Annotated in this window: 22 protein-coding genes; 10 read left to right on the top strand and 12 right to left on the bottom strand. The window is 67.3% G+C overall.

Annotated elements, in window-relative coordinates; all coding sequences use genetic code 11:
* Positions 1 to 113: 113 nt before the first annotated feature.
* On the bottom strand, positions 114 to 761 hold the full coding sequence (gene phoU / locus JWS14_RS20440; RefSeq protein ID WP_206014192.1) for a phosphate signaling complex protein PhoU: 648 nt from the start codon (positions 759 to 761) through the stop codon (positions 114 to 116).
* A 389-nt stretch (positions 762 to 1150) separates the two neighbouring features.
* On the opposite strand from phoU, the gene JWS14_RS20445 reads away from it, so the two are divergent.
* Both JWS14_RS20445 and JWS14_RS20450 read left to right on the top strand, forming a co-directional pair.
* Positions 1151 to 1834 (top strand): hypothetical protein, encoded by a 684-nt coding sequence (locus JWS14_RS20445; RefSeq protein ID WP_206014193.1) that lies wholly within the window; start codon positions 1151 to 1153, stop codon positions 1832 to 1834.
* On the top strand, positions 1720 to 2295 hold the full coding sequence (locus JWS14_RS20450; protein WP_338051550.1) for an endonuclease/exonuclease/phosphatase family protein: 576 nt from the start codon (positions 1720 to 1722) through the stop codon (positions 2293 to 2295). The genes JWS14_RS20445 and JWS14_RS20450 overlap by 115 nt, the downstream gene beginning before the upstream one ends.
* Here the strand turns inward: JWS14_RS20450 and mhpA are convergent.
* The 3 genes from mhpA to JWS14_RS20465 are packed head-to-tail and all read right to left on the bottom strand — an operon-like array spanning position 2288 to position 5860.
* On the bottom strand, positions 2288 to 3871 hold the full coding sequence (gene mhpA / locus JWS14_RS20455; protein WP_206016126.1) for a bifunctional 3-(3-hydroxy-phenyl)propionate/3-hydroxycinnamic acid hydroxylase MhpA: 1584 nt from the start codon (positions 3869 to 3871) through the stop codon (positions 2288 to 2290). The two genes, JWS14_RS20450 and mhpA, sit on opposite strands and share 8 nt — an antisense overlap.
* A gap of 6 nt (positions 3872 to 3877) precedes the next feature.
* Positions 3878 to 4555, bottom strand: coding sequence for a YceI family protein (locus tag JWS14_RS20460; RefSeq protein WP_206014195.1), 678 nt, complete (start codon positions 4553 to 4555; stop codon positions 3878 to 3880).
* A gap of 9 nt (positions 4556 to 4564) precedes the next feature.
* Positions 4565 to 5860: a nucleotide disphospho-sugar-binding domain-containing protein gene (locus tag JWS14_RS20465; RefSeq protein ID WP_206014196.1), complete on the bottom strand. Its 1296-nt coding sequence runs from the start codon at positions 5858 to 5860 to the stop codon at positions 4565 to 4567.
* Positions 5861 to 6042: 182 nt separating this feature from the next.
* Here JWS14_RS20465 and JWS14_RS20470 point away from each other — a divergent pair, with 182 nt between their 5' ends.
* Positions 6043 to 7092 (top strand): type III polyketide synthase, encoded by a 1050-nt coding sequence (locus tag JWS14_RS20470; protein WP_206014197.1) that lies wholly within the window; start codon positions 6043 to 6045, stop codon positions 7090 to 7092.
* Positions 7093 to 7180: 88 nt separating this feature from the next.
* Here the strand turns inward: JWS14_RS20470 and JWS14_RS20475 are convergent, their stop codons facing one another.
* Positions 7181 to 7645, bottom strand: a complete 465-nt coding sequence (locus JWS14_RS20475) for a hypothetical protein (protein ID WP_206014198.1) — start codon at positions 7643 to 7645, stop codon at positions 7181 to 7183.
* A 92-nt stretch (positions 7646 to 7737) separates the two neighbouring features.
* On the opposite strand from JWS14_RS20475, the gene JWS14_RS20480 reads away from it, so the two are divergent.
* Positions 7738 to 8433 carry a helix-turn-helix transcriptional regulator gene (locus tag JWS14_RS20480; RefSeq protein WP_206014199.1) on the top strand — a complete coding sequence of 232 codons (696 nt, stop codon included), beginning with the start codon at positions 7738 to 7740 and terminating at the stop codon, positions 8431 to 8433.
* Positions 8434 to 8492: 59 nt separating this feature from the next.
* On the opposite strand, the gene JWS14_RS20485 is transcribed toward JWS14_RS20480, so the two are convergent.
* The gene (locus tag JWS14_RS20485; protein WP_072943740.1) at positions 8493 to 9137 is read right to left on the bottom strand and encodes a dihydrofolate reductase family protein; all 645 of its coding nucleotides are present in this window, start codon (positions 9135 to 9137) and stop codon (positions 8493 to 8495) included.
* Between the two features lie 336 nt (positions 9138 to 9473).
* Positions 9474 to 9767: a DUF4193 domain-containing protein gene (locus tag JWS14_RS20490; RefSeq protein ID WP_072943739.1), complete on the bottom strand. Its 294-nt coding sequence runs from the start codon at positions 9765 to 9767 to the stop codon at positions 9474 to 9476.
* 337 nt (positions 9768 to 10104) lie between these two features.
* Here JWS14_RS20490 and JWS14_RS20495 point away from each other — a divergent pair, with 337 nt between their 5' ends.
* Together JWS14_RS20495 and JWS14_RS20500 are read left to right on the top strand one after the other, a co-directional pair.
* Positions 10105 to 10797, top strand: a complete 693-nt coding sequence (locus tag JWS14_RS20495; RefSeq protein WP_206014200.1) for a TNT domain-containing protein — start codon at positions 10105 to 10107, stop codon at positions 10795 to 10797.
* 7 nt (positions 10798 to 10804) lie between these two features.
* Positions 10805 to 11251, top strand: a complete 447-nt coding sequence (locus JWS14_RS20500) for an Imm63 family immunity protein (protein ID WP_072943737.1) — start codon at positions 10805 to 10807, stop codon at positions 11249 to 11251.
* Positions 11252 to 11255: 4 nt separating this feature from the next.
* Here JWS14_RS20500 and JWS14_RS20505 read toward each other — a convergent pair whose 3' ends face one another.
* Positions 11256 to 11792, bottom strand: coding sequence for a GNAT family N-acetyltransferase (locus tag JWS14_RS20505; protein ID WP_206014201.1), 537 nt, complete (start codon positions 11790 to 11792; stop codon positions 11256 to 11258).
* Positions 11793 to 11877: 85 nt separating this feature from the next.
* Here JWS14_RS20505 and JWS14_RS20510 point away from each other — a divergent pair, with 85 nt between their 5' ends.
* A complete protein-coding gene (locus JWS14_RS20510; protein WP_206014202.1) occupies positions 11878 to 12474 on the top strand; it encodes a TetR family transcriptional regulator in 597 nt (198 codons plus the stop codon).
* A 45-nt stretch (positions 12475 to 12519) separates the two neighbouring features.
* On the opposite strand, the gene JWS14_RS20515 is transcribed toward JWS14_RS20510, so the two are convergent.
* Genes JWS14_RS20515 through JWS14_RS20530 form a run of 4 tightly spaced genes read right to left on the bottom strand, consistent with a single transcriptional unit; the run spans position 12520 to position 18141 of the window.
* The gene (locus JWS14_RS20515; RefSeq protein WP_206014204.1) at positions 12520 to 14526 is read right to left on the bottom strand and encodes an acetoacetate--CoA ligase; all 2007 of its coding nucleotides are present in this window, start codon (positions 14524 to 14526) and stop codon (positions 12520 to 12522) included.
* Entirely contained in the window at positions 14516 to 15439 is a 924-nt protein-coding gene (locus JWS14_RS20520) for a VOC family protein (RefSeq protein ID WP_072943733.1), read from the bottom strand. The genes JWS14_RS20515 and JWS14_RS20520 overlap by 11 nt, the downstream gene beginning before the upstream one ends.
* Before the next feature lie 27 nt (positions 15440 to 15466).
* On the bottom strand, positions 15467 to 16333 hold the full coding sequence (locus JWS14_RS20525; protein WP_206014205.1) for a fumarylacetoacetate hydrolase family protein: 867 nt from the start codon (positions 16331 to 16333) through the stop codon (positions 15467 to 15469).
* A 26-nt stretch (positions 16334 to 16359) separates the two neighbouring features.
* Complete coding sequence (locus JWS14_RS20530; RefSeq protein ID WP_072943731.1) at positions 16360 to 18141, bottom strand: FAD-dependent monooxygenase; 1782 nt, start codon at positions 18139 to 18141, stop codon at positions 16360 to 16362.
* Positions 18142 to 18325: 184 nt separating this feature from the next.
* On the opposite strand from JWS14_RS20530, the gene JWS14_RS20535 reads away from it, so the two are divergent.
* From JWS14_RS20535 to JWS14_RS20545, 3 genes are all read left to right on the top strand, one after another.
* Entirely contained in the window at positions 18326 to 19027 is a 702-nt protein-coding gene (locus JWS14_RS20535; protein ID WP_072943730.1) for a GntR family transcriptional regulator, read from the top strand.
* A gap of 396 nt (positions 19028 to 19423) precedes the next feature.
* Positions 19424 to 19762: a hypothetical protein gene (locus JWS14_RS51470; protein WP_167372186.1), complete on the top strand. Its 339-nt coding sequence runs from the start codon at positions 19424 to 19426 to the stop codon at positions 19760 to 19762.
* A gap of 161 nt (positions 19763 to 19923) precedes the next feature.
* Positions 19924 to 20841 (top strand): phosphatase PAP2 family protein, encoded by a 918-nt coding sequence (locus tag JWS14_RS20545; RefSeq protein WP_241031417.1) that lies wholly within the window; start codon positions 19924 to 19926, stop codon positions 20839 to 20841.
* Positions 20842 to 20881 lie beyond the last annotated feature (40 nt).

The raw sequence follows: 20881 nt of genomic DNA on the forward strand, positions 1-20881 counted from the left end.
GCCATTCTTCCCGGGCGTCGTAGGCGGTTGCAGGTACGTGGCGGTGTCGTGTCGGCGAAATTCCGGTGCACGAATGTCTGTGCTCAGCCGACGGATCCGGTTCCGCCGAGCTGTCATTGGTCGGGAATTTCTCCTGTGACCACGAAGATGACGCGCCGCCCGATCTCGACGGTGTGATCGCAGAAGCGTTCGTAGAATCGGCCCAGCAATGTGATGTTCACGGCGGACGCGGCGCCGTGCAGCCACTCGTCGCTCTTGGTGGCGGCGAACAGTCTGCGGAGTAGTTCGTCGGTTCGTTCGTCCGCCCAGATGAGGTCCAATGCGGCCGCCTCGTCGCGGGTGCGGAGGACTTCTCGTGCCGCCGCGGCCTGTGCGGTGGCGGCGACGCCCATGTCCGAGATGATGCCCCGCAGCTCGTGGGGAACGACCGGTTCGGGATGGTGCAGCCGGGCCACCTCGGCGATGTGTGCCGCCAGACTGCCCATCCGCCGTAGATCTGCGATGTTGTGCATGCCGCCGATCAGGGATCGCAGGTCCAGTGCCACCGGTTGTTGGCGGGCGATCAGCGTGAGTGCTCGATGATCGAGTTCTCCGGCGCGGGCCTCGATGTCGGCACTCAGTTCGGTGGCGCGGTCGGCTGCCGAGAGGTCGGTATCGAGCACGGCCCGGGTTGCGCAGTCGATCGCGGGCTCGGTCAGGGTGCACAGTTCGACCAGGTCGTCCCTGATCTGTTCGAGTTGCTCGTCGAATTGTTCCCGCATCGTCCCGGAGTTCCTCTCGCGATCGACTGGCACCAGGCTCGAGACCGGGCGGGCCGGATGGCGCACAGCCCGGGGATACCCACTCCGGGGGGAAATCAGTCATGCCGCTCACAGTCGGAGAACTCTAGGTATACAGGCGCGGTGGATTGGCCGGATGCCCTGTGAACAGTCGGCAGCGCAACAATCGACTGCCGATCCGATAAGTAAAGGGTGCAACGCCTTTCGTGCCTATCCAGGATCGTTCCCGGTCGTGCGGGTGTGGCTCGGTTGTGTTCCGTTCCGGTCGGCGCCCGGATAGGCTGCCGTCTGCGGGCCTGGGCTCGCACCGTGCTCGATCGACCATCACCCCGTCGTCTTCTCCGCCGTCCGAAGTCAAACCGGGAGTCATCGTGTCGTCCACCTCGCTCCGCATTGCCTCGTTCAACGTCGAGAACCTTTTCTCCCGTCCCCGCGCGATGGGCAGCGCGCCGGACGATGACGGGCGCGACATCCTCGAGGCACACGCCCAGCTCGGCGAGCTGATCGCCCAGGACACCTACACCGACGACGACAAGAAGCTCATCCTCGACCTCTTGGTGGCCCTGGATCTCGACCGATCCGACACCACCACCTACGCGGTACTGCGGCAGGTCCACGGACGACTGGTCAAGCGTTCGAAGGCCGCGGTGTCGGTCGTTGCCGACGGGCGCGGCGACTGGGTCGGGTGGGTGGAGCTGACCAAGGAACGCATCGATGCGCTGGCGATGACGCACACCGCCCAGGTGTTGCGCGAGGTGGACGCCGATATCGCTGCCGTCGTCGAGGTCGAGGGCCGGATCGCTCTCGAGCGTTTCGCCGAGGCTGCGATCGTCGACCAGGACCGGAATCCGCTGTTTCCGCACGCGATGGTGATCGACGGCAACGACGATCGCGGCTTGCTGTCGGAATCCTGTCGAAGGACGCCTATCCGTTGCGGGGCATCCGCTCGCACGTTGACGACCGCACCCCGACCGGTCGACCGATCTTCAGCCGCGACTGCCCCGAGTTCACCTTCGACTTCCCGGGCGCCAGCACGCTGGCCGGCTCGTCGTTGACGGTGCTGGTCAACCATTTCCAGAGCAAGGGTTACGGCACGCCTGCCGACAGCAACGCGCGCCGCCTTCGGCAGGCCGAGCGGGTCGCCGCGATCTATTGGCAACTGCGCGCCGACGGCGCGCAGTTCGTGGCCGTTGTCGGCGATCTCAACGACACCCCCGACAGTGCGTCGCTCGAGCCGCTGCTGGTCGGCACGGATCTGCGCGACGTCTCGGAGGTGGCCGGGTTCGATGACGGCGGCCGGCCCGGAACCTACGCCAATGGCACCGCGAGCAACAAGATCGACTATGTGCTGCTCTCTCCTGCGCTGTTCGATCGGGCGACGGGTGGGGCGATCTTCCGCAAGGGTGTCTGGGGTGGCAAGCACGGCACGCTGTTCGAGCACTTTCCGACCATGACGGCACCGGTGCACGCTTCCTCCGGCCACGCCGCGATCTACGCCGACATCGACCTCAGCTGACCTCACCGGTCAGCAATGGCAACCAGGACGTTGTCGGACTCGTGCGACCCCGGCGGTCGACAGTAGCGAGGACGATCCGATCAGGTCGCACCAGCACTTCGGTGAGGTGATTGCGACGCATCCAGCGGTTGATTTCACCGGTCGATCCTGCGAGGGAGCCGCTGGTGACGACCTTCGCGTCGAGTCGGCGGCCGACATCGGCGAGGGCGTGCGGCGGCTCCCCGGCGCAGATGAGTGCGAAGCCGGGGCCGAGCACACTGTCGGTTCTCGCGGTCCCGGTCTCGCCGTCGAGGACGTCCTGCGGGATCGGTGTGCCGACGGTCCTGGTCCGGTACGACGGCAGAGCGAGGACGCTGGGGGTCAGTGCACTTCCGCGCAGCGGTGGTGCGAGGACGCGTGTCGCCAGTGCGTCGGGCCCCGGTAGCGCCGATGCTCGGCGCAGCACAGCGTGTCCGGCTCGAACGGGACGTGTGGGGCGCGTGGCCATGATTCGGCCGATCGCGGTGGCGGCGCGGATGGCCCGGACGACATGTCTGCTGCGTTCGGGCTCGTAGGTGTCGAGCAGTCGATCGTCGGCGTGGCCGTCGAGGACGGCGGCGAGTTTCCAGGCGAGGTTCATGGCGTCGCGTTGTCCTGCACCGAGACCCTGCCCGATGAATGGCGGCGTGAGGTGGGCGGCGTCGCCGAGCAGAAGGAGCGGTCCCCTGCGCCAGGTGCGTGCGACCCGGGCGCGGTGAGAATAGATGGTGTGCCGCAGCACCCGCAGACCGGTGTCTCCTGCCGGTACCCATGGTTCGAGCAGGTCGCGCACATCGGCCGGGCTGATGTCGTCGTCGGAGTCGAATCGGCACTCGTCCGGGAGGCGAAATTCCCACCGGTATCTGTTGTCACCGATCTGCATGAACGTTGCAGATTCGACGCCGGCGCAGACCTGGTGGACCCCCGGCCACATCCCGAGATCGTGGTCGTACTCGGCATCGACCACCAGCCATCGTTGTGTGAACCCGAGATCTCTTGTGCCTGTGCCGATCGCGGATCGGACCATGCTGTTCGCGCCGTCGCACCCGAGCACGTACCGGGCTGTCGTGACGGTCTCGTGTCCGGTATGGGTGTCGCGGATCGTGACATCGACGGTGCCGTTCGGCCGTCGTTGCACCCGGACGGCCTCGCACCCGGAGACGAGGGCATTCGCCACGCGCTCTTCGAGGTTCGTCCGTAGAACCTGTTCCAGGTCAGGCTGATCGAACATGTTGGTCTCCGGCCAACCGTGCAACCCGACCGGGCGGTCACGCCGGATCTCGACCAGTGTCCGTAGCTCGCCGTCGACCAGTCTCATTCCGAGTGCGCGGCGCGATATTCGGGTGATCTCGGCGGCCGCGTCGACCGTTTGCAGGATCCGGAGGACCTCGTCGTCGAGATGGACGGCCCGCGGCAGTGGATAGGGACCGCGGTGACGTTCGAGGACGATGCTCTCGATGCCGTAGCGGGAGAGGAGGTTCGCGGTCGTCAGACCGGTCGGTCCGCCACCGACGATCAGAACCGGAACGGTGGGCGGAATCCGGTTGGTGGTGGTGATCGTCGGTCAGCTCCTGCTCAGCACGATCGCGAACTGCACCTGTCCGGCATCCTCGACGACGATGTTCGGGAAGAGGGTCGGTTTGTTGATCTGGTAGTCGGTCCAGACCGTGTCGATTGCGCCCGCCGTCTCGATATTCTGTCCTGACCTGCGGATCTGGAAATTCGTGGTCACGTCGCGGGTCTGGTCGCGCAATGTCAGTGTGCCGTGGACGGGGACGGTGACCGCGGTGCCGTCGGCAGGCAATTCGGAGAGGTCGACGGGTTGGGAAATCTCGAACGTCGCTGTGGGTTGAGAGGCTGTGTTCATCACCAGGGTGCGAAACATGTTGTCCCGGCGGGTGTCGTCGGTGGCGATCGATTTCACGTCGACCTTCACGTTCCCTGTTGTGAGTACGGAATTCTCGACAGCTGCGGTACCGGTGACCTGATCGGTCTGACCGCGCACGAAGGTTCGTTGGCCGCTCAAGGTTTCCCAGACTTCGTACCCGGCGTGCGAGCCGGGAGACACGGACCACGTGCCGTCGAGGGGGCCTGTCGCGGCGGCCGCCGGGTCGTCCGACAGGTGCAGCGCATCGGGCTGATCACCGTGCAGAAACTTCGCATACGCCCAGGGTCCGACGCCGACAACCAGCACGATCACGGCGACGACACCCGCAATGATCCACCACACCCGTTTGCGCATGGAGTGAACCTAGCCGACCGAACCTGATCGCGCGCGACCTATGATCACCTGCGAGATCGATCTGGTTGCGTCGAGTTCGGCCAACTCGGCAGCCAATTCCTCGGCGCGGGTCCGGTATGCGGGATCGCGGAGAACGGTCTCGACAGCCCGGCGAATCCGGGCCGGGCCGGGGCTGCCCGAGCGCAGTCGCACGCCTGCACCGGATCGCGCGAGTCGCGCACCCACCTCCGCTTTGTCCTCGGTACTGCCCGCGACGACGAGGGGGACGCCGTGCGACAACGCGAAATGTACCCCGCCCCAGCCGCCGTTGGTGACCATGACGTCGACGTGTGGGAGGAGGAGGTCGAAGGGGACGAATTCGGACACGATCAGATTCGGAGAGTCACGCCGCACCGCCGCGATCGGGCGTCCCCCGGTAGTGGCCACGATCAGCGCATCGGTGTCGGCGAGGGCATCGATGGTCGGCTCGACGAGGCGGCCGAGGTCGTGATTGTCCAGGGTGCCCTGTGTGACGAGGACGACGGGCCGGTCGGTGTTCAGGCGGTCCCACCAGGGCGGCTTCGGTGCGTCGCTGGGGGCGGCAGGCAGAATCGGGCCGACGAAGGTCAGGCGCTGTCCGATGTCGCTTCGCGGATACTCGAAGCCGGGCGTGGTCAGGATGAAGGCCGTCTCGGCGTGCAACACCCAGTCCAGTAGAAAGCACGGGGGCTCGGCCCCGGTGCAGTCGCGTGTCGCTGCCGCGGCGATCTGCTGGGCCCGGCGCAGCACGACGCCCCGCGCGCCGGCGTTGAGTACCCGGTTGCGCAGACGTCCGAGCCTTCCGGTCGCCGGGGACAGCCCCGGACCGAACGGCGCGGTATCGACGCTGGTTGCCATCAGCGGGGACGTGCACACGCCGAACACGCGCGGGCGCGTGCCCGGGCTCCGGCCAATCAGCGGAAGCATGCCCAGGAACAGGTTCTCGGCGAGGATCGTGTCGGCGTCCACCCGCTCGAGGGCCTCGAGGACGGCACGGTACTGGTCCGCCAGCGGCGCCGCGAACATCCGCTCCGCGTCGAACCGGGACCGGAGAAACGCCGGCCTCCGGGCGCGACCGGCGAACCGTTCGTTGAGCGAGGCTTCGTCGTAGTCGCAGCGGTCGGGGAGCGCGATGAACCGGATCCCGGCACGTTCGGCGTGGGGCCGAAATTTGCGCCCCGTCAGGATCGACACGTCACACCCGTCCTGCACCAACTGTCGGCCGATCGCAATCATCGGCTGCACATGGCCGGTCAGCGGGGCGCTGCACAGCAGGATCGACGACATCGCGTTCCTCCTGCAGAGGCTCGACGGAACTTGCATGACGTTGCGACCGTACCCTCGAGTGGCGACCGACGGTGCTCTTGCAGAGCGGCGGAACGCGGTCTAACGTTCTCGCCGTCGTCGGTTCAGCGATTGCACCCACACTGCCTCCATCGGTTCCTCATCCAGTTTCGGAGCACCCCGTCATGGTTACTGCCTTTGTCAATCGCATCAGTACGGTTGTTCCGGAGCACGATGTCCATCAGGCATTCGTCGACTTCGCCGACGGCACGTTCAGCCAACGTCGCAAGCAGTTGCTCTTCCGCCGGATGGCCGACAGGTGCCAGATCTCGCACCGATGGGCGGGTATCGCCTCACCGGAATCCTTCTACGGTGACGATCCGAACAAGGTGGACACCGCGACCAGGATGGTCGAATTCGAACGTAACGCACCAGATCTCGCCGTCCGGGCCGTCGAAGGTCTCGAACTCGGCGACCGTGCCGCCGAGATCACCCACCTGATCGTCGTCACCTGCACCGGGTTCTATTCCCCCGGAATAGATTTCGAGCTCATCAAGCGGTGCGGAATCAGCTCGTCCGTCGAACGCACCCAGATCGGCTTCATGGGCTGCTTTGCGGGCATCAACGGACTCAAACTCGCCCATCACATCGTGCGGAGCGAACCCGGTGCCCGCGTGCTCGTCGTCAGCCTCGAATTGTGCTCGCTTCACCTGCAGCGGTCCGAGTCGCTCGAAACGATGCTGTCGTTCCTCGTGTTCGGTGACGGATCCGCCGCGGTGCTGGTATCCGCGGACGAGGAAGGCATCGCTCTGGACTCGTTCAACGCCGTGATGGTTCCGGACACCTCCGAGCTGATCACCTGGCGCATCGGAGACATCGGCTTCGACATGGTGTTGTCCGGAAAGGTCCCCGGCGCCCTTTCGCGAGCACTCGACGAGAAGAATCTGAAAACCATCCTGGCCGGCGCCGACAAGGATTCCATCGACCTGTGGGCCGTGCATCCCGGTGGACGATCGATCCTCGACGCCGTGGAAGAGTCTCTCGGACTCGACCATCGACACCTTGCACCGTCCCGTCATGTCCTCGACAACTACGGCAACATGTCCTCGGCGACAGTCCTCTTCGTTCTCGCTGAAATCATGGAGCGAGCGAAGAACGGCGGACCCACAGGATCCGGTTGCGCCATGGCATTCGGCCCGGGCCTGACCGCAGAAACGATGCTGTTCCACATCTGACCCTCTACCCGACGGGGCCGGTGGGCCCGTCGGGTGGACGCGAGGATGATGTTGTCGCGGGAGGCGATCAGGTGCGCGACCGATATCGCTATGCTGCAGCGAGATTCGCGGATGGAACGGTGTGTCTGTGCCAGGCGGGGTCGTACACGTAGGCCAACCGGCCGAGGGTGAGTGCGCCGAGCATCAGTCCGAAGTCACGCAGTGCGATGTCGTAGAAACCCGGGTAGGTCAGCAGGTTGATCACGATTCCGGCGAGCCAGGCGGCCACGATATAAGCGGCATATCGTGGTTTGATCGCGACGGCGATCCCGGCGACGATTTCGATGACACCGACAACGAGCATGGTGTCGTGCGCATCGAGCGGACTCAGGTCGACGATCCACGGTGCCAGGTAGTCCTCCCAGGTGGTGAGCACGTTGGTGAACTTGTCGAGGCCCATGGCGATCGGGAGCATGGTGAATCCGATCCGCAGCAAGAGGAACGCGCTGTATGCGGGGTCGCTGCGGGCGCGTTCGAGAGGCCCGGGCGAGTGTGCAGGCGTTGGGGTGGCCATCAGAAAACCTCCTTGTAAAAGTAATGGGATGTGTTTTTAGAATCGTCCGCCGCGCCCTATTTGTCAATACTGTTTGGTGTTACAGTCGGGGTATGTCCGCATCCGGGTCCGCAGCCCCAACTGCATTGGCGGCGTTGAGCAACCTGGACGATCCGTTGCGGCGCAGACTCTATGATTTCGTGGCCGAAAGCGACACGCCGGTCTCGCGGGAGCAAGCGGCTGCCGCCGTCGACATCGGCCGAACCCTCGCGGCCTATCACCTCGACAAGCTGGCCGACGCCGAGCTGTTGACGGTCAGTTACCAGAGACCGGCCGGTCGCGGCGGACCCGGCGCCGGGCGCCCCGCGAAGCTCTACACCCGGGCGACGACGGAAATGTCTGTCAGCGTGCCTCCCCGGGATTACGAATTGCTTGCCCGGTTGCTGGTCTCCTCGGTCGAACATGACACCAGCGGAGTCGTCAGGGCGGCAGTGAACGAGGCAGCGCTCGACGCCGGCAAGCGGGCTGCGGCCGACGCCGGCGGAGACCTCCTGGCGGCGCTCCGCGGCTGCGGATATCTCCCTCAGATCGACGCGGACGGCCGTGTCGACCTACGCAACTGTCCGTTTCATCGGGTTGCCCGTGACCACCTGGAGGTCGTGTGCGGGTTGAATTTACGACTGGTCGAGGGAGTGATCGCCGGCAGCGGCCGGAGCGGAGCGCGCGCCGAACTGGCCCCCGAGCCGGGTCGATGCTGTGTGGTACTCCACGATGCAGCACCGGTCACTTCGGACTCGCGCCCCGCTTGAGACATCGCCCACCCTGTCGTCATCGCTCGAGACGATCCCGATCGGCCGAAGGACCGGGGTCAGTCGTGACCGTTCTTGTTCCAGAACTGGTGGGTGAGCCCGCTGGGGGAGGCGACGGTCTCGACGGTGAAGCGGTCTTCGATGCCGTCCAAGCCCTCCCAGAGGGATACGCCGCGCCCCAGGGTGATGGGCACGATCACCAAGTGCATGAAATCGATCAGGTCGGCTTGCAGAAACTGCCGCACCGTCGAGGGGCCTCCGCCTATGCGGACGTCCTGACCGTCGGCAGCGTCCTGGGCCATGCGCAGCACCTCATGGGGTGACGCATCCACGAAGTGGAAGCTGGTTCCGTTGGGAAAGTCGATGCTGGGGCGTGGGTGATGGCTCATGACGAACACCGGTGTTCGAAATGGCGGCTCGTCGCCCCACCAGCCTCGCCACCCGTCGTCGGGCCAATCGCCGGTTTGGGGCCCGAACTTGCGGCGGCCCATGATCTCCGCGCCGATGCCCTGGCCCCACAGGCTGGTCACGGCGCGGTCCAGGGTGATCGGGTCGTCTACCCGGTCGACCCCGTGGATGACGCGTCCGTCGAACGAGGCGAACAGCCGTTCGGCACCGCCGATCGGGGCGTCGAACGTCACGTGCTCGCCGGCGGCGTAGCCGTCGAGGGAGATGTTCATGTTGTGGATCCGGGTGCGGGGCATGCGCGACTCCTTCAATGAACGGATGGACCGGGATACGAATAGGCAGACCGCAAGAGGCGGCCGAACTCATCGCGGAACGTCGAACATCGTATTCCGTCGGCCGTCCCGGGAGCCGGTTGATGACCGGCGGCGCCACCGGCCCGGCGTGCTCCCGCCGCGGTTCCGGTCCCATCGGTATCCCGGCCTCACCTGTTGTAGCGTGTCGTCGACGTCGCGTCCCCGCGCCCGCCGAGCAGTTCCACTGTCACCGACAACCACGTTCGTGCCACCCCCCGAGGATGGCACGCGGACCGCGGCGCTGTCCGGTCATCGCCGCAGACGCGCGCATCGGTGTTGTCAGACGCAGTCCCGGCAGATCAGCTGCCCACCCGGGGCGAGTCGGCTGCGGTGATGGACCAGGAAGCAACTGGTGCAGGTGAATTCGTCGGACTGCTTCGGGATGACGCGGACGGTGAATTCTTCACCGGACAGGTCGGCGCCGGGCAGGTCGAAGGATTCGGCGGGGTCGGTGTCGTCGATGTCCACCGCGGGTGATTGGGATTCTTTCCTGCTGGCGGTCAGCTGTTCGAGCGACGTGTCCGTCGACTCGTCGGAATCGGTGACTCTGGGTGCGTCGTAATCGGTGGCCATAATTGTTCAACCTCGTGATCTGCGTGTTCTGACCCGCCAGGTTAGAGCCCCCGGCAGCACGGGATGCGTCCGGGGGGTGTGACGGTGCTCGCAAAGGGCCAGGTCAGGGGTGGCTGGGCTCGGCCGCGTCGATCGGGCACGCGTGTGGCGCGGCGTGTGTCGGGATTGGATACCCCCGGTGGTGGCTGCTATTCCGTTGGGGGCGACGCGCGGTCGCAAGTTCGGTCACGATCGTGGACGGATCTGTCACGATTCTCTCGTAAATGATCTTGCTGTGCTCGATGCCCGGTCAGATGGGACCGCATCGGAATCGTCATTCGAGGGGGAAGGGTTCGTTATGCATCGCTGTCGCCAGCTGTTCCTTGTGGTCGGGTTCGTGTTGTCGATTCTGTTCGCCGAAGGGGCGGTCGCCAGTGCGGCGCCGGGTTCGTCGGCAGGTTCGAGTGATCTCCTCGGCGGGCAGGGTTGTTCGACGGAGTTGTTCGACGGTGACCGGAGGCTCGGACCGCAGACGCTGTCGGATCTGTTCCCGGTTGCCGTGCAGCTTGCCGGATACCAGCGCACCGGCGATCTCACGGCCGATCAGTTTCTGAGCAAGTACTGGGATCCGACGGTGGTTCCGGCGGGTTCCTACAAGTACCCGCCGAAGAACGGTTACGTCCTCGACGGCAGCGGGAACCCCCGGCGGGTGCAGGGGCAGTTGGATGTGGGCACGCTGATCGACCGGTACGGCAGCGAAGGCGGCAACTTCCTGGCCCCGGCCGGCGCGAGTTACACCTCCCGCGCGCTTCCGCCGGTGAACCTGGTGTCCGATCCCGCGGACTTCTGCAACTACCACGTCTACGTCGTGACCAAGCCCCTTCCCCTGTACACCGGTCCTATTGCACCGTGGTTCGAGCAGCAGGGGTTCGGTACGCAGTTCGAGGTGGTGCCTGACTTGCTGCCGCAGGTCGCCGAATGCGGGACGAAGGTCGATGTCAGCTGGCTGCGATGCGCCGGGTATGTGCGCAGCGTGTACCCGCTGCAGTGACGCGTACATGGTTGATCCGTTGAACGACGACCTGCTCGATCACGACATGCGCCGGCGGATCCTGGAGGTGACGGGGCGGATGGGTGCGCGCCCGGAGGATCTGCCGGCGCTCGGGCAGGCGCACGAGGACGCGCGTCCGTTCTGCTGGAGTGCGCCCGAGGGCGGGTGGCATCTGACCGTCCGGGAACGCGATCGGTTGCTGTCGGACCGGCACACCACCGATCCGGACGAGTTCGTGTCCTGGGTCGCGGAGTCGGTGGCCGAGCGCATCGCTCTGCGCCTGCATCCACCGGAACAGCCCGGATTCCGGGCCGCGTCCTGGCACGCGCAGTACCAGTTGCTGCGCGGCATCGAACCGGCGTGGGCCGATGCGTGGCTCGCCGCGACCCGGTCGGCGTTGACGGCCGCCGGCGCCGAGCGGGCCGTCCTCGACATGCTGCCGGCGCCTCCGTAGGTCGTCAGTTACCGGTCGCCGTCGTGGTCACGCTCAGGTCGAGGGTCCAATTCTGGCCGACGAGGTCGTGGCCGAAGCTGTGGTGCGGTTCTTCGTCGGTGAGGACGAACCCGGCACCCTCGTAGATCCTGCGGGCCGACGCCAGCACGTCGTTGGTCCACAGCGTGACCTGCCGGTAGCCGGCGTCGCGGGCGAACGTGATGCATCGCTCGACCAGCCGGGACCCGACGCCGAGACCGCGGGCGCCCGGGGCGACCAGCAGGATCCGTAGTTTGGCGACTGCGCGTTCGTCGCCGGCGACGCAGAAGATGCAGCCCACGCGCTGGCCGTCGACCTCGGCGATCCAGGCGCCTTCCCGGGCCGGGTCGTGGTCGGTGGCGTAGTCGGCGACGATCTGTGCGACCAGCGCCTCGAAGCCGGCGTCCCACCCGAACTGCTGGTGGTAGATCTCGCCGTGGGCCATCACGGCCCAGCCCAGATCGCCGGGACGATCGGCCGGGCGCACCACGACTTCCGGTCGCTGGGGTGGTTGCGACGACATGGGTTTCCTTTCCCGGAGCGCGTCCCTGGTGGGTGATGCTCTGCGCTCACTGACACGACTGTTTCAGTGGAGGTAGGCTACCGCCGTGCCTTCGGAAACGACAACCCCGTCCGCGCGGCAGACCGAGTTGCTCGACGCCGCCTACCGCTACGCGCTCGAGCACGGGTTGGCCGATCTGTCGCTGCGTCCGTTGGCGGCGGCGATCGGCTCGAGCCCACGTGTGCTGATGTTCTTGTTCGGCAACAAGGACGGCTTGGTGCGCGCCTTGCTGACGAAGGCCCGCAGCGACGAGCTGACGATGCTGGACCGCCTCGGGCAGGGCGCGGGCGCGGAGCCGATCGGGCTGCCCGCGGCGGTCGAGCGGGTATGGGAGTGGCTCGCCGCCGAGGAGCATCGTCCGTTGCTGCGGTTGTGGACCGAGGCGTACGCCCGCTCACTCGTCGAACCCGACGGTGCGTGGACCGGATTCGCCCGGTCCACGGTCGACGACTGGTTGGCCGTCCTCGCCTCGTGCCAACCGCAGCCGGAGAGGGACAGCGAGGCCGGTGCGGTCCGTCGCACCGCGGCGTTGGCGGTACTGCGGGGCGCCCTGCTCGACCTCCTCGCCACCGACGACCGGCAGCGCGTCACCGCCGCGGTTCGGCACCAGCTCGCCGCGCTGTCCTCGGATGCGGCGACGTAAGGCGAAGTCGGCTGGCTGTCCGGGCCGGTCGGATGGCTGGTGGGGTCAGGTCGCCGGTGACGAGGTGTGAGGAATGTCAGTGTGCAGGGCCGTCTTTCGTTGGGCTGCGATCGGGACGAACTGTGCAAGCGCGTCGGCGTCGTCGAGTGCGGCCGGGTTGGCGACACTTGATAGTGCGGCGCCCTGGAGGACTCGCTTGATGGGGACTTCGAGGCGTTTGCCGGTCATGGTGTGGGGCAGTGCGGGAACGGCGATGACGTCGTCGGGGACGTGGCGGGGGGAGACTTCGGACCGGATCCGGCCGCGAATTCGGGCGATGAGGTCGGGGTCGAGGTCGTGTCCGTCGGCGAGGACCACGAAGAGCGGCATCCAATAGCCGCCGTCGGATTCCTCGACGCCGACGATGACTGCGTCGGCGACTTCTTCGAGTTGGTCGACGACTTCGTAGATTTCGGCGCTGCCCATGCGGACGCCGTACCGGTTCATGGTGGCGTCGGAGCGGCCGTGGACGATGACGCCGCCGCGGGTGTTGACCGTGACCCAGTCGCCGTGGCGCCACACGTCGGGGTAGGTGGAGAAGTAAGCGTCGCGGTATCGGGCTCCGTCGGGGTCGTTCCAGAAGTACAGCGGCATGGACGGCATCGGGCGGGTGACGACGAGCTCGCCGACCTCGTCGGTGACGGGTTGTCCGTGTCCGTCCCAGGATTCGAGGGCCACGCCGAGTAACCGGGCCTGCATCTCGCCGGGGTACGACGGGAGGGTGGGTACGCCGCCGGCGAACCCGGAGGCGATGTCGGTGCCGCCGCTGGCGGCGGCGAGCCAGGTCGTGGGCAGGGTGTCGTGGATCCATTGGGCGGTGCCGGCGGGCAGTGGTGAGCCGGTGCTGCCGAGGCCGGTCAGCTGGAGGTCGTAGGCCGCGGCGAGGTGGGTGCCGTCCTTGTGGGCGGCGGTCAGGTAGGCGGCGCTGGTGCCCAGGAATGTCAGCTGCTCGTCGGCGGCCAGCTGCCACAGGGCGCCGGGGTGTGGCCAGCCGGGGCTGCCGTCGTAGAGCACGATCGTGGCGCCGAGGAGCAGGCCGGAGACCTGGATGTTCCACATCATCCAGCTGGTGCTGGTGTACCAGGCGAAGCGGGAGGAGGCGTCGAGGTCGAGGTGGAGGCCGAGGAACTTGAGGTGCTCGAGGGTGACGCCGCCGTGGCCGTGCACGATGCCCTTGGGGCGGCCGGTGGTGCCGCTCGAGTACAGCACCCACAGCGGCTGGTCGAACGGCACCGGGGTCGTTTCGAGCAGGTGGTCGCCCTGGGTGAGGGTGTCGAAGTGCTCGGTGCCGGGTGGCTGGGCCGCGCCGAGGTGCGGCACCCACACGGTGGTTCGCACCGAGGGCAGCAGGCGCCGGAGTTCGTCGTTGTGGGTGGAGCGGTCGTGTTCCTTGCCGGCGTAGCGGTAGCCGTCGGCGATGAACAGCACGGTGGGTTCGAGCTGGCCGAGGCGGTCGGCGGCGCCGTCGGGTGAGTACTCCTGGGAGCAGGCCGACCAGGTGGCGCCGACGGCGGCGGTGGCGAGGAACGCGACGACGGTGGCGGTGACGTTCGGGAGGTAGCCGACGACACGGTCGCCCGGGCCGATGCCCTGGGTTCGGAGCCAGTGTGCGAGGGAGGCGACCTGGTTGCGGAGCTCGTCGCGGGTCACCTCGTGCCGGTGCCCGCCTTCGGAGACGGCGACGATCGCGGTCCTGTCGCCGGTGTGGCGCAGCGCCTGGTCGGCGTAGTTGAGTGTGGCGGCGGGGAACCACTCCGCGCCCGGCATCGCGTCGTCGGCCAGCACTCGCGTTGCCTGCTGGCGGAAGCGCACGTCGTAGAAGTCGGCGATCGCCTGCCAGAACTCCTCGAGTTCGGTGGTCGACCAGCGCCAGAGCTCGTCGTAGCCGCCGAACTCACCACGTCCTTCGGTGGCCAGCCACCGCCCGAACGTGCTGATCTGTGTTCGGGCGGCGGCGTCCGCTGTCGGGGTCCACGCCGGCACGGGGACGTGTGCACGGTCATTAACCGGCATTGTGGGCCCCGGTCATCATCGCGGCGACGTCCTCGGGCATGAGGAAGGACGGCGGCGGGGGCGGGCCCCAGTTGAACAGGCCCTTCACACCTTCCCAGGTGCCGGGTGTCCAGAGCGCGTCGTCGACGATGCAGTCGATGTCGGAGTAGTACTCGGAGAAGTTGCCGGCCGGGTCTTTGAGGTACCAGAAGAAGTTGGATCCGACGTGGTGGCGACCCAGGCCCCAGACGTGCCGCTCGGGGTTCTCCTCGAGCATCGCCATTGCGCCGCGGCCGATTTCGTCGATGTCCTCGACCTGCCAGGAGGTGTGGTGCAAGAAGTTCACCGGTGCCTGCTGAACCAGCACGTTGTGGTGGTCGGTCGAGCACCGCATGAACGCGGCGATGGACGGGACGACGTCGCTGACCTTGAACCCGATGCCCTCGGTGAAGAACCGCTGGGTCGCGGCCTGGTCGGTGGACCCGATGACCACGTGCCCGAGCTTGCGCGGGGCCACCGGGCCCTCGCGCACGATGCCCGGCGCCCGCACGTTGGCGCGGTCGATCCGGCCGGGCCCGTTGTACGGGGTGGGCTCGGTGCGCTGCTGCTCGATGCGGGGTGCCACCGAGACGACGGCGCGAAAGCCCGCGATCGGCTCCTCGGTGACCAGCGCGTCGGCGGTCCGCTCGACCGGCAGGTCCAGGGTGCGGAGCTGACGGGCGATGCGGTCGAGGTCGTCGGGATTCTCCGCGCCGATGCCGATCTCGACGAGGCGCCTGCGGGGTGCGTGGGCGAGCTTGAACTGCTCGCCGCCGTCGGTGGTGGCGAACGCGTTTCCCCCGAGCGGTGTGAGACCGAAGTCGGTGTAGTAGGCGGCGGTTTCCTCGACGTTGGGGACGCCGACGGTGATCGAGGTGAGGCGGTGCAGAGCCATGGCGGGTCTGTCCTTCCCTGTCAGGTGTTACGAGGCGGAGGCGGTGGTGTGCGGGGTGCCGGGCACGCATCGTTGACGGAGTGCACCGATGCCCTCGATCCAGGTGACGACCTCCTCGCCGGGGACGAGGAACCGCTTCGGGGTTCGTCCGCCGCCCACGCCGCTGGGTGTGCCGGTGAAGATCAGGTCACCCGGCTGCAGCGGCAGGACCGCGGAGAGTCGCTCGACGAGGACCGGGATCGAGAAGATCAGGTCGCTGGTGCGGGCCTTCTGGACCTGTTCCCCGTCGATGCTGCAGCCGATCTCGAGGTCTGCGGGGTCCGGCAGCTCGTCGAGCGTGACGACGACCGGGCCGATCGGCGCGAAGCCGGGGAACGACTTGCCGAGGCTGAACTGCGGTGCGGGCGCGACGAGTTGCCGCGTGCGCTCGGAGTAGTCCTGCCCGGCGGTCAGGCCGGCGACGTAGTCCCACGCGTCTGCCGCGGCGACGTGACGGGCCTCGCGGCCGATGACGACGACCAGCTCGGCCTCCCAGTCGACGGTCTCGCCCGGTAGGGCGAGGTCACCGACTGGACCGGTGATCGAGGTGCGGAACTTGGTGAAGACCGGCGGCTCGACCGGGAAGTCGAACCCGCTCTCGGTGGCGTGCGCGCGGTAGTTCAGACCGATCGCGAACACCTGACCCGGCTCCGGGACCGGTGCGCCGAGTTCGGCGTCGTCGTAGGGTCGGCCGGACGGAAGCTCGGCCGATTCGGCCCAGGCGGTGAAGTCGGGCCACCGGCGGTAGATGGCGGTCGGGTCGGGCCCGAACTGGCCCCGGCTGGCCTCTTCGACGTCGACGGCACCGGTGTCGGTGACCAGGACGAGCCGTCCGGCGAGGTTGGCGATACGCATGGGGGATTCTCCTTGTGAGATCTAGGTCAGCGGAGCTCGGTGGAGAGCACCTGGGACAGGGCGTCCTCGAGCGCGGCGTGCGGGTCGGCGACGCCGTCGCTCGACCGGAACGCGACGTATCGGTCGGGCCGCACCAGGACGGCGCCGGTGGAGGAGATGCCGCGGTTCTTCAACCAGGCGCAGCGCACGTCGATGAAGTCGGAGTCGAGGACGCCGACGGTGCCGGCGACCAGCGGGAGGTCGTTCTCGGCGGCGATCTTGTTGGCGGCCTCGACCCAGGCGTGGCCCTCCTCGCCGGCGAGGAGCAGGAACTTGCCGCCGTGGACGAGGGTGCCGAGCGGGATCCGCTCGCCTCGTCGCTCCACGAACGCGTGCGGCATCGGGTGGCCCGGCTGGGTACTGGGCTCGTAGAGGCGGACCGGGTCGAGCGGCACGTACTCCGGGCTCCCGTCGGACACGATGGCGGTGGAGTCGTAGCGGTAGCCGAATTCGACGTTGTGGTGGCGGAACTCCATGGTCTGTGAGCCGATCGCCCGGTTGAGGGCGTGCCGCTTGGCCGCCGACTCCGGAAGCTCGTGCCACAGCGGGGCGAGCTCGGCCCAGTTCTCCTCCGGGGTCTTCTCGGGCGAGAGGCCCAGGGCCTTGTCGATCGTGAAGTGGTTCATCGCGTTGGCGATTGCGTTGTCGATGTTGTTCTGGTCGACGGGCTTGCGCTCGGCCTCGTAGGTGTCCAGCAGGCCGTCGCCGGCGCGGCCGGCCAGGACCGCGGCCAGCTTCCAGCTCAGGTTGTAGACGTCGTGGATCGCCGAGGTCAGGCCCAGGCCACCGGTCGGGGGGTGACGGTGCGCGGCGTCACCCGCGAAGAACACCCGGCCCTGGCGGAACTTGTCCGCGATGACGCCCTCCATCACCCACTGGCTGATTCGGTGCACCGTCGGCACCAGGTCGGGCGGAAGGCCGAGTGAGGCGCGCATCCGAGCGAGGACCTTCTCCTCCTGCATCGCGTCCGGGTCGTCGGTGGCGTACTGCATGTGGAAGACCCACTCCTCCGATTCCGGGCCCCAGTGGTCGGGTCCCATCGGGACCAGCACCCCGCTCCACGAGCCCCCGAAGTCGGGGTTGACCAGCCAGCGGATCAGCACGTCGTCGTCGGCGGCCCACGGGGAGAGGTCCGCGGTCATGTGGATCGAGACCATCTTCATGATGTCCCGCGGTCCGTTCATCTCCACCCCGACGAGCTTGCCGACCGTCCGGCCGCCGTCGGCAGCGATCAGGTACTGCGAGCGCACCTGGTAGGTCGCGTCGGCGTCCTTGTCCCGCACGGTGGCGGTCACACCGTCGGCGTCCTGGACCAGATCGATGAGCTCGTGGTTGAACCGAATCCCACCTGGGTTCAGCTTCTCGGCGTGCCCCTTCAGGACCGGCTCGAGCCGGATCTGCGGCAGGTTGCAGGTCCGGCAGGGGCTCGCGGCCACGTAGTCGGGGTCGGTGTAGCCGCCGCCCCACGCCTCGAGCTCGCCGAGCTTGCGTCCGTAGCCGTCGTGGGCGCCGGCCAGGCCGGCGTACCAGCCGTTCGCCCGCATGTTCGCCGCAGGGGTGCTGCGCTTGTAGATCTCGGGAGCCACCCCCACCTCTGTGAAGATCTCCATCGCGCGCTGGTTGAGCACGTGCGCCTTCGGCAGCGTCGACGTGCCCGGCAGACCGCTCACCAACAGCGAGTCGACGCCGAGGTTGGACAGCGACATCGACGCCGTGAGCCCGGCGCCACCGCCGCCCACGATGAGAACGGGAACCTGGATGTCAGTCATGGAATGTCTCCTTTATCGGGACCGCCGAACGAGTGGACGAGAGGGTTGCCGACGGCCCGGCGCTGAGGCCCTGGCAGGTGTATTGCCTGGATCACAGTGTGCTCCAGATCTCATCGATGTGTCAACAAAAAATCGATTATTTCTTCCCATACCGATATTTCGGTGGATTCCGTAGACTGACCGCATGACCAACACTCCCGCCAAGCCCACCCGCGTCCAGGAGGTCTACGACCGCATCCGCGGCGACCTCCTCAGCGGCGAGCTGGCGCCTGGGAGCAAGCTCAAGATGAACGACTTCACCGAGCAGTACGGCGTGAGCCTCTCCGTAGTCCGGGAGGCCGTGATCCGACTGGCCGGCGAGGGCCTCGTCGAAGCAACACCCCAGCGCGGCTTCGCCGTCACGACACTCACGATCGACGACCTGCAGGACCTGACGCGCACCCGGGTCCTGATCGAGACCCTGGCCCTCGCGGAGTCGATCAAGCACGGCGACTTGGCATGGGAGGCTTCGGTCATTGCCACGCACCATGCGCTGGCCCACACGCCCATGATGACCAGCGAAGGGCACGTCGACCCGGCCTTCACCACCGTCCACCGCGACTTCCACCGCACTCTGCTCGTCGGCTGCGGCAGCTCACGGCTCGCCGCCATCGCCACCGGCCTGCGCGACTGCGCTGAGCTTTACCAGCACTGGTCCCAGGAGTTCGCCCGCGACGCCACCCGCGACATCGCCGCCGAGCACAAGACCATCGCCGAACTCACCGTCGCCCGCGACGAAACAGGCGCGACCCAGGCGCTGCGCGAGCACATCGAACGCACCACCGCCGCGCTCGTCCGGTACGCCGAGCAGCTCGACGGCAGGGACGACCAGCGCGCCCTCGCCTGAGCAAAGCGCTGGCACCACCTGGCGCAGCTATCCGACATCGATCTCGAGTCTTACGCATCGCTCTCGCAATTCGTGCTTGCCGTGCAGTGGAATCGCTACCCGGAGGAGAACACTTGATGGTCCCGAGGATCTTGTCGCGGCGGGGTTGGCCGTGACGGCGGCCGGCGTGGGGGCGCTGGTCGCTCGCGACTACCGGCAGTGGAAGGCGCTCGGCGAGGGGGGTATCATCGCACCCCACCCAGTCGGCATGATCGAACCGCAGGTGCGAATCCGCGGAATCGCCGAGGCTTCTTCGGCGCCGGAATGCCCTCCAGCGCAACGCATCGGCGACCTGGGTGACGATCGGAACGGGCTCCGTCAGGAGATGCCCTCGAATTGCCTTTGGCGGCGCCGACGGTGAAACCGATCGCGCTGCTCGTCGAGGAGTATCAGGCCGTGATGGTCGCGCCTGCTGTTTGCGCGCGTAATCGCCTCTCGCACAGCGGCCGTATGCCGGTGCAGTTCGGTGGCGCGCCTGTCCGCATTGTGATCACCGAGCAGTTGGGCGGCGGCGCGATCACATTCGATCAGTACCTCTTCGTAGGCGAGCCGGATCGGCGCCTGTTCGTCGAATCGGGTCAGCACCGCTTCGACGAATCGCAGCGGGATACGCGACAGCCGGTAGTTGATTCGCAGGAGGCGCATCGTCGTGCCGCGCAAGGTGACCACGATCGGCTCTGCGGTGGCAGTTGGTGATTGCGTCGGAGCTCCAATCATCAGGGGATTTCGGTCAACCGGCCCGAGTATGTACGCGGCGCGCTGTGAGGACGCTGAGAGACGGCGTCCCTCTGACAGTGCCGGGCGACGCCGGTCGCGCTCTCAGCGCTTCCACAGCAGCCGGCGCCGATACTGCGAACGTGAAACAGGCACCACCACTTCTCTTGCTTTCGAAGGCATCGGCGTATGGACACCACGACAATCTGATCGGACGAGCCCACGACGCCGCCGCCGACGTGCACCAGAGCACCGGCGCCGCTCTTGCATTCTCGCTGATGGTGGCCGGAGCGGCTGTTTTCCTGGCCGCAACCACCTGGCGGGCGGTGGCGGGGACGAACCGGCGTTCGGCGACACCACCGCTGATCGGCCTGCAGATCCTCGGGCTGACCGTGGCGTTGAGCGCGCTGGCCTACCAGGTCAGGGTCGGGGCGTGGGTCACCACCGCGGATCCCGTTGTGCTGGGCTGGTTCGCCGATCACCGGACGGAGTGGGTGACCGGTCCGGCAATCGCGGTCACCGACGCCGGCGGCCCCGTCGGCACCGTCCTCATCGCGGTGGTGCTGGGGGCGCTGTTGTCCCGGCGGGCACGATCACTCGTCCCGGGATTGATTCTCATCGGGACCGTCGGGGCTGCCGCGCTCGCGTCGACCGTCACCAAATCCATTGTCGGGCGGTCGCGCCCGCCGATCGTGTCCCAGGTACTCCTCGAGACCGACCACTCGTTCCCGTCCGGGCACGCGACGGGGGCGATGGTGCTGTCCACCATGGTCGCGGTCATCCTCGGATGCGGGTCGCCGGCTGCCCGGCGCGGGCTGCTGCTCGCCGCGGCGTTCACGGTGACCGTGGTGGTCGCGGTCACCCGCCTCTACCTCGGCGAGCACTGGCTCACCGACGTGATCGGCGGAATTCTCCTCGGCGGCTTCGCCGCCCTGATCGGTTCCGCGCTCTATGGCATCTGGATGCGGCGAGCCTCTGATCGCGTGCACAGTGCCACACAGGTTGATCCCCCACACGCGGTCTCACCTGTCGATGCGGCGACGACGGGACGAGCGGCGTGACGTCCTGGGGCGCCGTTCCGGCTTCTCGCCCGCGGGTGTC

This window comes from Rhodococcus koreensis, from assembly GCF_017068375.1.
In the GTDB taxonomy this organism is placed as follows: domain Bacteria; phylum Actinomycetota; class Actinomycetes; order Mycobacteriales; family Mycobacteriaceae; genus Rhodococcus_F; species Rhodococcus_F koreensis.

Coding starts and splice junctions, on each gene's coding strand:
- phoU (WP_206014192.1), bottom strand. CDS start 761: ATGCGGGAACAATTCGACGAGCAACTCGAACAGATCAGGGACGACCTG.
- JWS14_RS20460 (WP_206014195.1), bottom strand. CDS start 4,555: ATGCGCAAACGGGTGTGGTGGATCATTGCGGGTGTCGTCGCCGTGATC.
- JWS14_RS20465 (WP_206014196.1), bottom strand. CDS start 5,860: ATGTCGTCGATCCTGCTGTGCAGCGCCCCGCTGACCGGCCATGTGCAG.
- JWS14_RS20470 (WP_206014197.1), top strand. CDS start 6,043: ATGGTTACTGCCTTTGTCAATCGCATCAGTACGGTTGTTCCGGAGCAC.
- JWS14_RS20475 (WP_206014198.1), bottom strand. CDS start 7,645: ATGGCCACCCCAACGCCTGCACACTCGCCCGGGCCTCTCGAACGCGCC.
- JWS14_RS20480 (WP_206014199.1), top strand. CDS start 7,738: ATGTCCGCATCCGGGTCCGCAGCCCCAACTGCATTGGCGGCGTTGAGC.
- JWS14_RS20485 (WP_072943740.1), bottom strand. CDS start 9,137: ATGCCCCGCACCCGGATCCACAACATGAACATCTCCCTCGACGGCTAC.
- JWS14_RS20490 (WP_072943739.1), bottom strand. CDS start 9,767: ATGGCCACCGATTACGACGCACCCAGAGTCACCGATTCCGACGAGTCG.
- JWS14_RS20495 (WP_206014200.1), top strand. CDS start 10,105: ATGCATCGCTGTCGCCAGCTGTTCCTTGTGGTCGGGTTCGTGTTGTCG.
- JWS14_RS20500 (WP_072943737.1), top strand. CDS start 10,805: ATGGTTGATCCGTTGAACGACGACCTGCTCGATCACGACATGCGCCGG.
- JWS14_RS20505 (WP_206014201.1), bottom strand. CDS start 11,792: ATGTCGTCGCAACCACCCCAGCGACCGGAAGTCGTGGTGCGCCCGGCC.
- JWS14_RS20515 (WP_206014204.1), bottom strand. CDS start 14,526: ATGCCGGTTAATGACCGTGCACACGTCCCCGTGCCGGCGTGGACCCCG.
- JWS14_RS20520 (WP_072943733.1), bottom strand. CDS start 15,439: ATGGCTCTGCACCGCCTCACCTCGATCACCGTCGGCGTCCCCAACGTC.
- JWS14_RS20525 (WP_206014205.1), bottom strand. CDS start 16,333: ATGCGTATCGCCAACCTCGCCGGACGGCTCGTCCTGGTCACCGACACC.
- JWS14_RS20530 (WP_072943731.1), bottom strand. CDS start 18,141: ATGACTGACATCCAGGTTCCCGTTCTCATCGTGGGCGGCGGTGGCGCC.
- JWS14_RS20535 (WP_072943730.1), top strand. CDS start 18,326: ATGACCAACACTCCCGCCAAGCCCACCCGCGTCCAGGAGGTCTACGAC.